7 protein-coding genes and 1 tRNA gene are annotated in these 16003 nt (G+C 35.7%); 2 read left to right on the plus strand and 6 right to left on the minus strand.

Features of this window, described 5'->3' with window-relative positions; all coding sequences use genetic code 11:
* Positions 1-21 precede the first annotated feature (21 nt).
* Both trmB and pyrF read left to right on the plus strand, forming a co-directional pair.
* Positions 22-741, plus strand: coding sequence for a tRNA (guanosine(46)-N7)-methyltransferase TrmB (gene trmB, locus GFK82_RS00475; RefSeq protein WP_226810992.1), 720 nt, complete (start codon positions 22-24; stop codon positions 739-741).
* Positions 742-1895: 1154 nt separating this feature from the next.
* Positions 1896-2648: an orotidine-5'-phosphate decarboxylase gene (gene pyrF / locus GFK82_RS00480; RefSeq protein WP_226810993.1), complete on the plus strand. Its 753-nt coding sequence runs from the start codon at positions 1896-1898 to the stop codon at positions 2646-2648.
* A 2030-nt stretch (positions 2649-4678) separates the two neighbouring features.
* Here pyrF and pcnB read toward each other — a convergent pair.
* From pcnB to trmA, 6 genes are all read right to left on the minus strand, one after another.
* Positions 4679-6073, minus strand: a complete 1395-nt coding sequence (gene pcnB, locus GFK82_RS00485) for a polynucleotide adenylyltransferase PcnB (RefSeq protein WP_226811315.1) — start codon at positions 6071-6073, stop codon at positions 4679-4681.
* 991 nt (positions 6074-7064) lie between these two features.
* A tRNA-Val gene (locus GFK82_RS00490) sits at positions 7065-7138 on the minus strand.
* A gap of 1006 nt (positions 7139-8144) precedes the next feature.
* The gene (rfaC, locus tag GFK82_RS00495; protein WP_226810994.1) at positions 8145-9116 is read right to left on the minus strand and encodes a lipopolysaccharide heptosyltransferase RfaC; all 972 of its coding nucleotides are present in this window, start codon (positions 9114-9116) and stop codon (positions 8145-8147) included.
* Entirely contained in the window at positions 9104-10168 is a 1065-nt protein-coding gene (gene waaF / locus GFK82_RS00500) for a lipopolysaccharide heptosyltransferase II (protein ID WP_226810995.1), read from the minus strand. The genes rfaC and waaF overlap by 13 nt, the downstream gene beginning before the upstream one ends.
* Before the next feature lie 31 nt (positions 10169-10199).
* Positions 10200-11132, minus strand: coding sequence for an ADP-glyceromanno-heptose 6-epimerase (gene rfaD, locus GFK82_RS00505; RefSeq protein WP_226810996.1), 933 nt, complete (start codon positions 11130-11132; stop codon positions 10200-10202).
* A 2035-nt stretch (positions 11133-13167) separates the two neighbouring features.
* Entirely contained in the window at positions 13168-14280 is a 1113-nt protein-coding gene (gene trmA / locus GFK82_RS00510) for a tRNA (uridine(54)-C5)-methyltransferase TrmA (RefSeq protein ID WP_226810997.1), read from the minus strand.
* Positions 14281-16003 lie beyond the last annotated feature (1723 nt).

The following is a 16003-nucleotide window of genomic DNA, read 5'->3' on the forward strand; positions in this document are numbered from 1 at the left end:
CATTTCATATTGTGAAGTGTAATGAGTAAAAACATCATTTTCCCTACATTTAATCATCAGGGTTGTGCGCTTCGGCGAATTTGCAGTTTTGTCCGACGAGATGGTCGGGTGACCAAGAAGCAAAGGCAGGCGCTTGATACGCTTTGGGCGGTGATGGGAGTAGACTATCAGGTAAAATTTCTAGATTTTAATATTCTATTTTCCCGAACAGCAAGGGTGACGCTAGAAATTGGATTTGGGATGGGGGAATCTCTAGTGGTCATGGCTCAAGCGGAGTCTGAGCAAGATTTTCTCGGTGTCGAAGTTTACCTAGCAGGCATTGGTGCCTGTCTCGCTAGTGCCCGAGAAGTGAACCTGAGTAATATACGCGTGATATGTCACGATGCGGTGGAAGTTCTCGAGCACATGATCCCGGATAATTCTTTAGCGCGGGTGCAGCTGTTTTTTCCTGATCCTTGGCAGAAAGCGCGACATAATAAACGCCGTATTGTACAAGTGCCATTTGTTAAATTAGTCGCCCAAAAACTCTCTAAACACGGAGTGTTTCATATGGCAACTGATTGGCAACCATACGCTGAACATATGGTAATGGTGATGTCTAAAACTGATTCTTTCCGTAATCTTTCTTCATCAGGTGACTATATCCTACGTCCAGGAAGTCGCCCTTTAACTAAGTTTGAACGTCGCGGTCAACGATTAGGTCATACTATTTGGGATTTGATTTTCGAAAAAAAATCATGATCTGATTTTATCGTGTTTTAGGTAATATGATTTTGAAGATAAATCTTACTTATGGATATAAGTATTCCGATTATCTCGTTCTATCTTCTGGCTATGTTTGTAGCTAATTAATAATTATGAAATTCAATAAGGAATTATAAAACATAATTATTTTCATATAAATACATGAGGATTGTCTTATATAGTTTTCAGATATTATAGCAGTGTTGTTATGTTTCTTTATATCAAGCTATGAGAGAAGTTTTTCACTGATGCGATAATGAGTGTAAGTATTTGCTTAGAGTGTTGTTGAAAACTTATCTTAGACTATTGTTTATCTGCTTTATAGTCACTCTCGGTTTCAGAAGCGGCTTCTTTATCCATGATATTCTTTTTTATGGTTAAATAAATTCGTCCCCTAATTTGGGGTAATTGATTTTTTTTGTGTGTTTTAAAAATACATTTATGAGAAAACACCGATCTCATTTTCTCTCGTAGTCAGTTAGTAAAGCAAGTTTTTCAATAGTCAGATTTCATTGATCTTTTCCTCTGCTGATTTGCGCAATCTTTAAACATCTTTCCGTTTTTTTAGATAAATTAATTTAACAAGAAATATTCTCTTGGTGCTGTTGATATAAAAATAAATGGTTATCAAGGTATTGATATGGAAAATAAATCGGCATAAGTTTTGACGCTATGCTGCCTTATTATAATGTTTTGATTATTTTGTGGGGAGTGAGTTCAAGAGTTTTAGAAGCTAGTCTAAGTGTGTGTGATTTTTTAAATGGTTTGAAGTATAAACTTCACTGGTGAGCAGTGCATTCCCTATTTATAGAAGCATGATGGTATTTTACCCTCGACTTTATCTTTTGCTAAGTATCTTGGTATAAATAGAGCTAATCAAGAGGTTTAATTGCAGATGAAAATCAATATGATACGGAATTTATGTTAATTAAAAATAGTTTTGTCTTTTTCAAAGACTGAATGCTTAGTTTTATCTGTTAAAAGATGGCTTTTCTTTAAAATCAACTTATTAACTCATATTAGACAATGTTGCTATGATCTGGTTTCTTATTTATATCAGCAATGCGACATTGAGTTTTTAAAGTGAGAGGTAGTAGAATGCTAATATAGTAATATATTTAAAGTTTATGGTTGTTAACCAGAGATATGTAATGACATCTACGAAAATATCTTCCATGTTAGCTCAACAACATGTTTACTCGCCAGTAATCGTGGCGTTGGATTATCATGATGTGCACCAGGCGTTAGCGTTTGCTGATAGGGTGAGTCCGCAGCAGTGCCGACTAAAAATTGGTAGCGAAATGTTTACCCATTCAGGATTAACGCTGGTGCAGGTTTTACAAAAGCGTGGTTTTGATATTTTCCTAGATCTAAAATTCCACGATATCCCTAATACGGTGGCTAAAGCGGTTAGTGTGGCAGCGGAGTTAGGTGTATGGATGGTCAATGTACATGCTAGCGGTGGTGAACGTATGATGGCCTCGGCAAGAGAGGCGCTAATACCGTTTGGAAATAATGCTCCTATCCTTATCGCTGTCACGGTGTTGACTAGCATGAATGAACAGGATCTGCGGGGGATAGGTTTCTCCGGCACTGTGGAAGATCATACCATCCGTCTAGCGATACTCGCAAAAAAATGTGGCTTGAATGGTGTAGTGTGTTCCACCTGGGAAGCAACACGACTAAAAATAAACTGTGGTGCAGTGTTTAAAGTGGTGACACCGGGAATCAGACCCGAGGGTAGCAATGCAGGAGATCAGTGTAGAGTTATGACGCCATTGGAGGCGAAGCAGGTTGGTGTAGATTATATGGTAATCGGGCGCCCTATTACTCAAGCAGATGATCCTGGCGCCGCACTGTCTGCTATCTTAAACACATTACCTATTGAAAAAAAACATGTCTGATTCACGTCGATTGGTATATGCAAGAGATAATAGGGCGGATTGGTGCGCTTGAAGATCAGTCAGTATGAGGCAATATTGTATATTTCGGCCTTAGATTCAGGGTAGACAAGGTAAGAGTGTATACTTAATTATTAGTTTAAATGAGAATCCATTTGCGTTGAAGACACTTGATATTGAGCTGAAAAATATGCTAGCGGTGGTTCGGTAAAAGACGGTATGATTGAAATCCAAGGTGATAAATATGATTATTTAAAGTTTCTATTAGAAATGAAGGGATGAAAGGTTAACTTAGCGAATAGTTAAGTTAAATCTTATTTTGTTGTTTTTCAACATGTACTTGGGTGGTGAGAATAAGGTTTTTAAGAAATAGATGTCATCTACCTCAAATATAGTTAAAAATCTTTACAATAAGATTATTGCTAATAGTGATTTTCCGATTTATCTTTTGACTAGTTGTACGTATACAATGGGAGCGGTCATCAGGATTACTATAAACACTAAACTCATGATGGGTTTAATCGGTTTATAGATTATACAGACTGTGTAGATCCTCAATCGCAATTTTAATTTTAATAGTAATGAAAGTCATACAGGGATGATAAAAATTATGAGTTATGATATAGAAGCACTACTAGCCCTATTCCGGAATATTGTCAATGTAGCCATCCACATCATAAATACTGGTATACTACCGCATTTTTAGATTATTAGAATTTTATTCTATAAAATGCTCTTCAAGTTTACTTCTGTATTTTATTTACAGTAACATGTTGAGTAAAAATGGTAAGCGAGCGCATGATATCATCATGATTGGTTTTTAGAGCCAGCTGATGATTGTTATTACGCTCAGAGTCACAAGAGAAAGATGATGTTGACAATAAAGATCGGTTTCATAATCATTTAGAAATGGTTATTTGTTTATTTTTGGGAATCAGAGTGCTAGTTTCTAAAAAAACTAGTGGTATCTTTTTTAATTGATTAATGATTTTTGTCGGTTATACGTTAATGCAAAAAACTTATGCCACTTTTTACTCATACGTGGATCGCGTTTTATGAAGATAAAAACGGAGAAGTTAGGAGAAATAAAACGGAAAAAATTTAATCTTTTGTGTTAAGAATGTAAATGCTATGCATCCTGTTATCTGGGTGTAACCCGGTAAAGCATCCTCGACAAATTCTATATATAACTGCAGAAAACTAGCTGTGTTAGGTGTGGAATATCTAACTTGATAAGTTTATGGTATCGGGATAGTATTAATTTGAGTTTTGATACGAAAGTAATGGGGATAATAATAGTCGTTTTTAACTTTTTTATTGGCCGAAGTTCAATAAAAAAGCTTAATAATCATAGGTGTTCCTATGCAGCAATATATATGACAGTATATTGATTAGATACTAACTTGATCTCTTGTGGTGGTAAGTTACGTATGTGTATGGACTAAAGGTTCTTGTTTTAAGGTAACATCTGCTGATGATGAAGCAGAACGCAGGGTACTCTCTATAGCATAAGCAAATCGGGAAATACAGTCTTTAAAAGAGTTTAGAATATAAACCCTTCATGGATTAAAGTATACAGATTTACTGGGCTGTAAGGTCATAACGCAGAACTTAGTGTAGATGCCAGTTAACGAGTGATTTTTGGGGAAGTGTTAACTCGAGTGCTGTGCCAATTTTAGCAAAAGGATAAAGCATGAATTTTCGATTATGAAGGGTGTAAGTTTTCCAGAACTAGGTTTTTTCTCCCTATCGGATTTTCTGATGAGATTTACCTACGCTTTGGTTCGATCTCCTGGATATGAGCTGCTAGATTATTCCAGAATAACAGCAAGGTTTAACGGAGTTCAAAAAAAGCTGGTTGGTCTTATCTAAACTAACTGGCGACTGTCTTAAATAAGACGAGAATGGGATAAGCTCTGTGTGGTAGATTTGCTTGCTAGCGTGTGGATGGCGTTGCGTAGGTGTGGTGCTGAAGACTATAATACTTCACCTAAGTTAGTACCTAGGGGCGCAGTCCAATCAGACACGATGCATCAGATACAATCATGATTAGATAGTGGACGATGGTCGTATGGAGATAAATAGCCTTCCTTATTCAGTAATAAGGTAAGCATGTTTTTTTGTCGGGGGACTTCAGCGACCTGAAACTCCCCCCACCAGCTACTAAGAATCTGTAGTTCTTCATTGTTTTCCACTTCAGCGCGAAGTATGAGTAAATCATAGGCAGCACGAAATTTAGGATGTTCCATCATCTTATAGGCTCGACTGCCTTCTCTACGAGATAGATGAAGTTGAAGTTGCCAGATATCACGCATCAGCGTGGTTAAGCGTTTAGGGATGGCTAGAGTGCGACATTGTTCTCCAAGAACATCATTCATTGCTAGTGAAAAATTATTTAAATAAGATAAATGATTTTCTTGGGTAAGTATGTTTGCATGCGCTAATAGCGGATACCAAAGCATGGCAGCGAATAAGAAGGCGGGATTAACTCGCATATTGTTACGAAAACGTTGATCGGTGTTTCCCAGTACTCGGAGCACCATTTTTTCCATATGACTGTCAGCATGTTTAGTAAAGTTACGGCTGATAAGCGTGAAGAGTGGTTGGAATAGTTGATATTGACATAAGAGATGATAACTGGCTTCACCATATCCAGATTGAAGCAGTTTGAGTGCCTCTTCAAACAAACGAGTTGAAGGAATGTCGTATAATAGCGCTGCCAATCGAGGAATCGGTTCGGCGGTTTCTTGTGTGATGGTCATCTTCAGCTTAGCTGCAAAGCGTATCGCGCGCAGCATTCGTACCGGATCTTCCCTATAACGGGTTTCTGGGTCACCAATCAGACGGATATTACCTTTCTTTAGGTCTATTAATCCACCGGTATAGTCGCGCAAGGTGAAATCAGATACGCTGTAATAAAGGCTATTCACAGAGAAGTCTCGCCGTTGAGCATCTTCTTCAATAGACCCGAAGATATTGTCGCGAAGTAGAATACCATTCTGGCCGAGACGAGCGGCGCTCTTCATGTTTTCCTGTGGGTTCTGGATTGTATGATGGCCGCGGAATGTCGCAACTTCAATAACTTCGCCTCCAAATATGACGTGGGCTAGTCGGAAACGGCGACCAACTAGTCGGCAATTACGAAATAGTTTTCGCATCTGATCGGGTGTAGCGCTGGTGCTGATATCGAAGTCCTTGGGTTTCTTACCCAAAAGAAGATCGCGAACGCCACCGCCAACTAAATAAGCTTCATATCCAGCCTTATTAAGGCGGTCAAGTACCTTTAAAGCATTATCACTAATCTCTTTACGAGAGATGGAATGGTGGTTTCTTAGGATAATCGTCAAGGGGCGTCTATCCTCTGGTGCTGTTTCCCCACTTTCACGATTGAGCACCTTACGGAGGAAATTGGCTACTCGGGTAAAAATAGTACACCTCAAACGGTAATAAATACATAGAAATAAGGTAAAACAGAAACTCATAACAATTGGTCCCATGCAGTTTGAAAATGGGAGCCCTATTGTCCTGTAAGGGAACGGATTTAACCGGAATGGTATTAAGGAGTAAACTCTTTATCATCTAGTCTAATATACACTCAAGCGATATAGTGTGCTATTGAAGGGTAACTCGGATATACAGATGCATAATTAGTTAATGTTTTAATTATGTTTAAAGCACGCTTTCAGTATTATGGATAGATTATAACTTTATGACTCATAATAGCAGTAAAAACATAGCTGGTAATAAGAGAGTAATCAACTGGCCTAAAAGTGATCGTGAAGATGGTATATATCTATATGCACGGTTGATAAGTATATACATGGCCTCTTCAGTGAAGAAAATATTCTGGAACGAAGTGATGACAGTTGTGTGCGCTATTTAGTAATTATATCCACTAAACACTATGATTTTTATTGCCTGAATATAGATTGAGTCAAGAGTATCTATGTCGAAAAAATATGTTTTTATTTTATGGTTTTAGTGATGAAAATAAGGAAGGTAAAGCGAATATATAAATTAATACGTAACAGAGATTGCATATTAATGATACCGTATTGAACATTTCCCCTGTCTGTAAGGTAGGATGACTTGTTAAATTTATATCGCTCTCGCCTTAGTTAGTATGAAAATCTTTTCTTACTATTAAAGTTGTAATTCATCTGTGCGTGTTACGAGACTTAGAAATGATGTTCTTATTTACATAAGAACATCTATTTGTCTTCTTGATAAGAATGCAGGTATATTTTGCGTTTAGATTTATCATTTTTTCGCTACCGTATTATTTGTAATGCTACGTATATTAACTTTATAAGGATTTGTTTAAAAAACTTTTTGTTAAAATGGAACAATACAGGATGAAATTATGAAAGAGCACGTAAAATTGTATGCTGTTAATGTATATACATTAAATTAAATTGATGCGTTCTAATGGATTCGAACCATTGACCCCCACCATGTCAAGGTGGTGCTCTAACCAACTGAGCTAAGAACGCTTTTTCTCTTTTAACCGCCTATTTCGTATAGGATATAGATAATACCGAGCTTAATTGTGTCTTGCAAGTGGAAAATATATTTTTTATTTAATGTTTGTTGGTTAACAAAATATTTGGTTACTTATACTTATTTAGTTACTTATACTTTAGCACTCTGAGTTTTTATAATAGCATTTAGAGTGCTGTTAGGGTGACACTAGAAAAAAGATAAAACTGATATAACTAGTAACTTGTCTATTGAATAGACTGAAAACCAAGTCCTTTACTTATACTTTATCTTTGTCTTTATATTTCGACAAAAATTAAGTATAAGTTTTATAGTATCAATATACTCCTCTTATACAAAGGAGTATTATTATACTCGATTGGGTTGTCATCTATTTCTGATGTTTTAGGCAGTGCTTTTTTATAGCATCATCAAAGGTAGACTAAAGTTAGTATAATTAAAAGAAATCGCAAAATATACCACCTTGAGTAAAGGTAATTCTGTTTTTCATATTATATAGTGTCAAAAAATACACTCATTTTCTATACTAATTCTTTCTTACTCTAATGATTAGACTTTTCTTCTTATGGTTTTCATATGAAGATAAATACTTCAAGGTATCACTTTAAGGTAAGTATTTGTGGTAATCTCTTATATATATAGGTAAAAGTTATTGCTAATATAAAAAATGGATTGTAAGCAAATAGCGAGAGTTAACCTGTTTTTGAGAAGAGCCGAGTGCATTTTAAAAATTTATCCTTTATAAAAGGATAATAGTTAATTATCCCCCTACATCTTCCGTAGTGCCAAGCATTCAGATAACTTCATTAATTATTGTCAACATGTTAATATTTGATAACCGGTTATTAATTGCATCTAATATTGTTAAGGTAGTGTAATCAGATGGAAATAAAAATAAATTTCGATTTTAACTATCTTGTCTAGCAGATGGTTACTTTATTATCTGTTTAATAAGTTGTGATAACAGGTGTAGTAAAAACATTAATACTATGATGTTTATCATGATTTTTTTGGCGGCAACATTGGTTGTAATGTCTGCCATACATATGCCGCTGTTAAACTCTCCATTTTTTTATCTTTTGCCCGCAATGCTTTCTGATGATATCCGTAACTACCGATCAAGTTCGGTTCAGTAGGGCCGTATAATGTTATATTAGGACAGTGAAGAGCGGCAGCTAAATGACTAAGGCCGGTGTCTACTGACACTACCGCAGCCACGCCAGAAAGCTGAGTAGCAATCTCCGATAACATCAATGGCGCCATCACTTCAGCTAAGTTGAACCCTTCGGCTAAACGGTGCGCGCGCAGATATTCATGTTGTTCACCCCAAGGTAACTTAATCCGATATCCGGCATGATCAGCAAGCTTAATCAGCGCACGCCAATGTGCTTCTGGCCAGTGTTTATTGGAACGGGTGGTGGCATGTAGAAAAACTAAATAACCTTTTGCATCTGGAGGGGGTGAAAATTGGTTAGCAATAGCGTAATCTCCAGGTGTGACTGGAAGCTGGTAATCAAGGCTGGCGGCGAAAAGTTGCCGGATGCGCTCTATGGCGTGCTGCTGTTTAGACACTGTGTGTTGCCGATGGTAAAACCAGCAGGCTAGAGGTTCACGAGCACTTTTATAATCTAAACCGTGCTTTACGCCATGTGATATCCTAGTTATAAGTGCGGCGCTTTTTATTAAACCCTGGGCATCAATAGTTGCATGGTAGCGTTCTTGTTGTAGTTTTCGTTTAAATTTATAGCGCTCCTGTCGTGTCACTGAGCAAAACCAGTTTTTTCTCCAGCGACGAATTGCCACTGGAATCACCTGCCGCACTGCTGGATGCCAAGCAGGAATCTGAGCAAAATTTTCTTCTACAACCCAGTCGAAACAAATTTCTGGTAACATTTGCATAGCATCAGTTAACGCAGGTAGCGTATGTAATATATCACCCATTGAAGATGTTTTTATAATTAGGACGTGCATGTGTTTTCCTTTTTAAGGGAGGGTAATAAAGTTTCAAGCTCATTAATCACCTGAGCAGGTTGGATAGCAATTAAGCTCTGATGGTAGGTTTGTTCTGCGGCGACTTGTCGCATTTTACAGTCACCCCTAACTAAATGAATCACCCGGGCCTGATGGGTAAGTGGAGGAGTAAAATACGGACTAGTAACTCCGTACAGAACAACTAGCGGCCGATCAAGCGCACTAGCAACATGCATCAGTCCGGAATCGTTGCTCACAATCCCCTGACAGGCAGCGATAAGTATTACTGCTTGCTCTAATGAGGTCTTACCAGATAAATTTCGGCAGTAACGGCGATCATTTGGTAACAGTGCTGCACTGATGGCTTCGCCTATCGGCTGATCTCTTACCGAGCCGAACAGCACTATCTGATAGCCTCGAGAGATCAGGATCTTGGCAAGCGCAGAATAATGATAATGCGGCCAGCATTTTTTTAGACCAAATGCTGCGCCATGACAAAAACCAATAATAGGGCGGGTACTTTTGAGTAAAAAAACATTTAGAGTTTCGTTGACTTCTGTGGAGTTGATTGTTAATCGTGGCCAAGGAAATGGAGTGGGAAAATCAGCAGCGCTTCGTATTGTTTTGTGATTAAAGGCTAAAGCTGCGTATCTGTGGACCATCAGCGGAAAGGCTTTTTCATTTAGTATACGGATCTCGTTAAGCAGGCCATATCGCATTTCTCCACGCCAACCGATACGATGTGGAATATTAGCAAAAAACGGCAAGAGTGCTGATTTAAAGGAATGAGGAAGTACTAGTGCTTGCTGATAGCCAGTGTACCGAAGTGATTGCCCGAGTCGCCATCGTTTTTTTAGCGCCAGTATGCCGTGGTCGAACGGCATCAATAGTGCTTGATTAACTTCTGGCATGCGACTGAGTAAAAGGCGACACCAGGGCGGAGCTATTACATCAATCTGTGCGCCAGGATAGCGTTGAATCAGCAAGCGATATAGACTCTGGGACATCATCATATCACCGACCCAAGATGGTCCGATTACCAGTATTTTCATATTGCTATTCTCGTTAGTGCCTTGAAGGAAATCAAGGTGTATGGTTGAGCCAGCGTAAATATTCAGGCACCCCTTCGGTAACGCTTTTAAATTGTTGATGATAGCCCGCCGCGCGTAATTGCGTTAAATCCGCTTGGGTATGGGTTTGGTAGCGTTCTCTAAGTTCTTTTGGAAAGGGAATGTATTCCAGTTGATTTTTTTTATGGTAATCCAAAACGAGGTATGCTATATCCTGGAAGGATTCTGCCTGCCCAGTACCGCAGTTAAAAATGCCAGAGATGTTGTTTTGCCAGAACCAGAGATTAACCGCCACAATGTCGCTGACATAAATGAAATCACGTTTAAATTTTTCGCTGCCCAGGAATAGTTGTGGAGTTTTACCAGCATTGATTTGATCATTTATCTGGCAAACTATGCTTGCCATCTCGCCTTTATGGCCTTCGTGTGGACCGTAAACATTAAAATAATGAAAGCCGCAAATTTGTGATTGATTTAGCGGTAAGAAGGTGCGTACATATTGATTGAATAAAAATTTGGAATACGCGTAAACATTTAATGGTTTTTGATATTGTTGATCCTCAGAGAAATTTTCTGAACACGCACCGTAGGTAGCTGCGGAAGAGGCGTAAAGAAAAGGAATACTATGTTCGATACAAGAGTGAAGAAGGTATTTAGAGTACTGATAGTTGTTATCCATCATGTATTTTCCATCCCACTCAGCAGGAGAAGAACAAGCGCCTTCATGGAATATCACATCAATATTGCTACGGTGTTTATTAGTAATCATACTTTCGATGAAATCTCTTTTATCCATATAATCGATAATATTTAAATTGACTAGGTTGGTATATTTTCTGCCGTTTTTGAGGTGATCGACTACGATAATGTCTTTATAGCCAATTTTATTAAGTCCTTTAACAATATTACTCCCGATAAAACCAGCTCCACCTGTAACCACTATCATGAGTTATCCTTTTATGATTGACGAGGCTAGTATAATATTACTTTATAATGATATTTATATCATGGTATGTGCTTAGTACATGTTATATTTTTCCGGTTGAGTGAAAAAGAAGTATTTCGCATAATCGAAAGATACTTATCGTTATTGCAATCATGTGGTTTAGGGACCTCGAATTCGATTGATTGATTATATGTGGTGTGACGAATAAGGCATAAACTCTTGTGATTGAGTCTCTTGTATACCACAAGAAATACTGAACAGTACTATGGATAGTAAAATTTCATGGTGATTTATCTTTAGAAAAGATAGCCAATTTCCTGAATTTTTATGATGGATGTGTATAATTTATTCCACGTTTTTTTAATATAAGGTAATATCTTGATGGGCAGATAGAGAATGAAGTATCTGAGAAAATAAGATCTATATTATTTCTGCGCATATAAAATATGGTGTTAACATTAATAATATCATCCATATTTATTCTTCGTGAAGGAGGCATTGATCAAAAGAGAGCTGGAGATGAAATTTAGATAATGAAAGCACAATAATATTCTATATAAAAATCTTATTTGAATTTATTTTTTTTGAAAACATGGATGATATATAAGTAAGATACTTGATATGAGTATTTAACTTTCAGTAATCTTTCTCGATTGATATGTATTGCGTGTGTGTTGTCTTTCATATGATTGAGTTGGTCTGATAACATTTCATATAAGAATTAACGATTAGACATCTAAGATTATTTTTTATTAAGAAATGTATAAAAATTCTTACTCTGTGTTTGCATAACCATGCAGTAAATAATTAAGAATTTTATTTATTCCATAAAGAATATCTTTGTATATTTATTAAAATTCAATCATCGGGACCAACTATATTTTATGACTTTTATTGTTTTGAACTAAATAAATATAAGCTACGTTTCTTATATTGCACAACATGAGTATCTCTGTTGTAATGGCTATCTATTTTTATTTGTTCTAATTAAGTTTGGGAATAAGAAAAATCGTATTGATTTTTAAGTTATGATATACGACTAACTATAGTTATCTAAAACACACTCCTAATATTAGGACTTCAGTGAATCTGACTAATCAGTTTGATCTACTTTAAGTCAGAGTTGTCGAGATATAACATGAATATTGATAAAGAGAAAAAAACGCGATTGTGTTAAATTTAAAACATTGTCTATCGTATTGGGATAGTTTGATTTTATATGTAGAATACTCCGAGATAATTTTCTTAGAATGCATCTTCTATTTTTAAATTCTGTATAAGTACTCATCGTGACTTCTTGTTTTTTAGTAGGTCACGATGAGTATTTTGCTCTCTATCTGTATAAATTAAGGATAAAATAAATCAGAATATATTAAAACTGTAGCATGCAGTGTTTAAAATCACTTTTATCTGGATTGTATAGTATTTTCCATCACTGATAAAGATGCCTGAGGTAGGACTACCTTTTTGTCGGTATTCATGAGTTTGTATTATCGTTTTTACTTATTCCCACAAAAAAAATCTATAGGTGAAAACAATATGTTTTAAAGAACATTCAGATAGTATCCCTCATAACTATCCATAGAATACTAAGCGATAATCACAATAAATTAATAGATTGTTTTTAGAAAAAACAGTACTGTCAAGAAGAAATAAATGCAGATGCTTTCGTGAATCGAAAGGTATGTAATAGTATTGTACTTGATCGAGCTTATCTCATAGTAAAACCTATGTTAAGAGATGTAATAGGTCTACAAGTTGTTTCAACAAAGTCATTTTTCGTTGTTTGAGTTTAAATGTTTATTAATGTGTAAGTCATCGAAGTTAATTTCGACATAGGTAGTATTAGTGAGTTAATTGTTTTTAGTCTATAAAAGATTAAAATATAGTGAACTTGAGTTATTGGGAGCATCACTATACTACTTTCAGGGTATAGCATACCCTATATGGGTTTAAATAATATAATTAGACTGAAAATACGTATTGAATAAACGGTTTATTCCCTGAATAAAATAGCAGTCCGTGGTTAAGAAGATTACACCGCTGTCATCTTACGCACAAGTAACACACCACATTCTATATGCGGTGTGTAGGGGAATTGATCAAATAACGCTAGTTTCTCGATAGTATGTGTTTTTGACAAGATGATCAGGTTTTGGCAGAGGGATTCAAGATTGCAAGAGATATACACGATTCTCGGATATGTCTGTACCATACCTATCGTTCTATTGTCGAGTCCTCTTCGTGGTGGATTGACGAAAATTGTTTCAAAACGATACTGCTGTAAATTAATATTTTTTAGACGAATGAACTTGCGTTCTCCTTGCATTGCCTGAGTAAATTCTTCCGTAGACATGCGAACTACTTTAACATTGCTAACATGATTCGCAGCAATGTTATGCTGTGCAGCTTGCACTGATAGTTTATCTATTTCAGTAGCCAGCACTCCATTAAAATTATGGGCCATTGCTAGAGAAAAATTGCCATTTCCGCAATAAAGCTCTAATAGATCACCATTAGCATCTTTTGTAGCAGCTAATGCCCATTCAAGCATATGAATATTTATATCAAAATTAGGTTGAGTAAAGCTATTTTCAATCTGTCGGTAGATAAGCATGCGTCCGGCGATTGGAATATATTCATCGACATAATCGCAATTAAGGCAGATCTTGCTTTTTTTAGCACGCCCAATTAGTTGAATGTTATATCCACGGTCACGTAACGTATTACGCAGGTTCACAGCGTAATTATACCAGGGATCGTATAGTGGGCGGTGATAAATAAGCGAAATTAGTGCCTGATTGTTCTGCGTTGTAAGGTAGTCTATTTGAAATAGTTTAGTGCGCAGTATAGGTTCTAAACGTATGACGTCGAGTAGTTCGCTCATGAGTGCGTTAATGAGCATGCTGCCTGCCATAAAATAATCGATGCGAATTAATTTTTTGGTCTTCTGATCGAACATGAGATGATAGAGATCATCCTGATCGTGCCAAATGCGGAATTCGGCTCGTGTGCGATAATGTGCAGGCTTTGAGCGGAATATCTGTGCATCAGGAGCCTGGAATGCTCGCGTTTTTTGACGAAGATGGTGTATTTTTTCCGCTAACTGTTGCTCATACTTGTCTAAAGATAACCTTATAGGCGTCATGTTTTTTATCTATTAATATTAATCATGAATGATATTGATAAAGAGTGTAGTGAATCACCCATTGATATCGAGTGTGATAATATATATGTGTTCTAGCATGGTGTTTTTCTATAATCTTATTTCCTGCATTATAGTCTCTTATCTTTTTAAATAATGCAGATTAAACTTGTGGTAATGTTTCATATGTTTTAATGGTGGTTGATTATTCAAAGTTGATTGAGGCAATATCTAATTCTACAGCTAAATATATCGATACGGTATTTTTTCTTATTTAGTATTATTCAAATGATAGTCTTACAAAATATTTTCTTATTACTCCGATAAAATTGCTTGAGTATGCTCGGTTTTTTCAGACAGAGTTATCGGTTAAAAGAGTACTCTCATGCTTTTTTATATGAAACTCTTTAATATAAAGGATCATGTACATATTGTATATGGTAACTCGTTTTTCAACCAAAAATATTTTTGCTTTTTTATTCTACTATAAATATTCAATAGATAACATCTGAGATGTTAATCATTATCTTTATAATTAGCATTATATGCTTTCTGTATTCTTGGTTTTCTATAGAAAGAGAGAAAATCATCGAGTATAGCGATCTCTTTACTACAAGTATTGCTTAGGTAACTAGCCTTTAGAATTTTTGAAAGATGGTCTATATGTATATTTACACCTAGCTTAAGGATCGTATAGTTTATTGATGTATTTCTGTGAAATACTTTATTTTTATACGCTTCTTTCAATTTATATTTTTTTATTTTGTGATTGCTGAATCGGTAACCCAAGTTTTCTGGGAGGCATGCAGAGTTCAGGAATGAATCTACAACCGTTAGAAATGCTCAAGTGGGATATAATCTATCTATCTTGAAAGATAGCACCAGTTTCTTCCTCAATGATTACATTGAATTTAAATCCTGTGGAATATGGATAATATAAATTATTAAAATATTCTTTTTTAGAGAAAATTTCTCGGCGATGATTATTTTATGAACCAGTCTAAGAGACGAAGATCTAAAAAGAAATGTAGGATTAAATTCCTAGATATGTATATCACGGGTATTTTTTTACCAGATAAGTTATCTATTTTTTATCATATGATTTATTTTTAATTTTTATATGGTTTTGATTATGAAGTGTTTGTATCTGGCATGATTAATAATGGAATATGTAAGAAACGTCATAGGTTTTTTTTATATATATTTCTAAACTTGAAATGAAAATTTTCTGTTTTATGGTATTACGCTAGCGAGCGTGACGCACTCTGATTTATAGGAAAACGGTGACTGAAAGAAATGAATAAGAGTAAAATAGAGCACCTTAAATATCTAATTTTCTGTAGAAAATTTAATGAGCCTATATCTGTTTTAACTAAACTTGATCAAATCACTTATGAAGACATATGAGTGTCGAATAGTGCTATGGGATCTAAGTGAAAAATTAAAAAATAGATACGTAATTTAGAAAAAATATGTGAACTAAAATATAACTCATTTAAAAACGAGGGAGTAATATATATGGCTATAAAATATTTTCTTCAAATGGCATATGCTTATATTTTATAAAGCCGTTTCTAAATTATGATCATTTCTATCGACTCGATAGATTTTTGTTATCTCTAGGAAACGAAAAGTGACATAAATTTGACATACTTTTTTAAATCCTCACTAAGAATTTATCCTGGTTATCTATTTGGGTACTGGTAGCGTCATTATAAAGAATTCA

Source organism: Candidatus Steffania adelgidicola (assembly GCF_020541225.1).
Classification (GTDB): domain Bacteria; phylum Pseudomonadota; class Gammaproteobacteria; order Enterobacterales; family Enterobacteriaceae; genus Steffania; species Steffania adelgidicola.

Excerpts from the sequence above, each read along its gene's own strand:
- trmB (WP_226810992.1), top strand. The coding sequence starts at position 22 with ATGAGTAAAAACATCATTTTCCCTACATTTAATCATCAGGGTTGTGCG.
- trmA (WP_226810997.1), bottom strand. The coding sequence starts at position 14,280 with ATGACGCCTATAAGGTTATCTTTAGACAAGTATGAGCAACAGTTAGCG.
- rfaC (WP_226810994.1), bottom strand. The coding sequence starts at position 9,116 with ATGCACGTCCTAATTATAAAAACATCTTCAATGGGTGATATATTACAT.
- pyrF (WP_226810993.1), top strand. The coding sequence starts at position 1,896 with ATGACATCTACGAAAATATCTTCCATGTTAGCTCAACAACATGTTTAC.
- waaF (WP_226810995.1), bottom strand. The coding sequence starts at position 10,168 with ATGAAAATACTGGTAATCGGACCATCTTGGGTCGGTGATATGATGATG.
- rfaD (WP_226810996.1), bottom strand. The coding sequence starts at position 11,132 with ATGATAGTGGTTACAGGTGGAGCTGGTTTTATCGGGAGTAATATTGTT.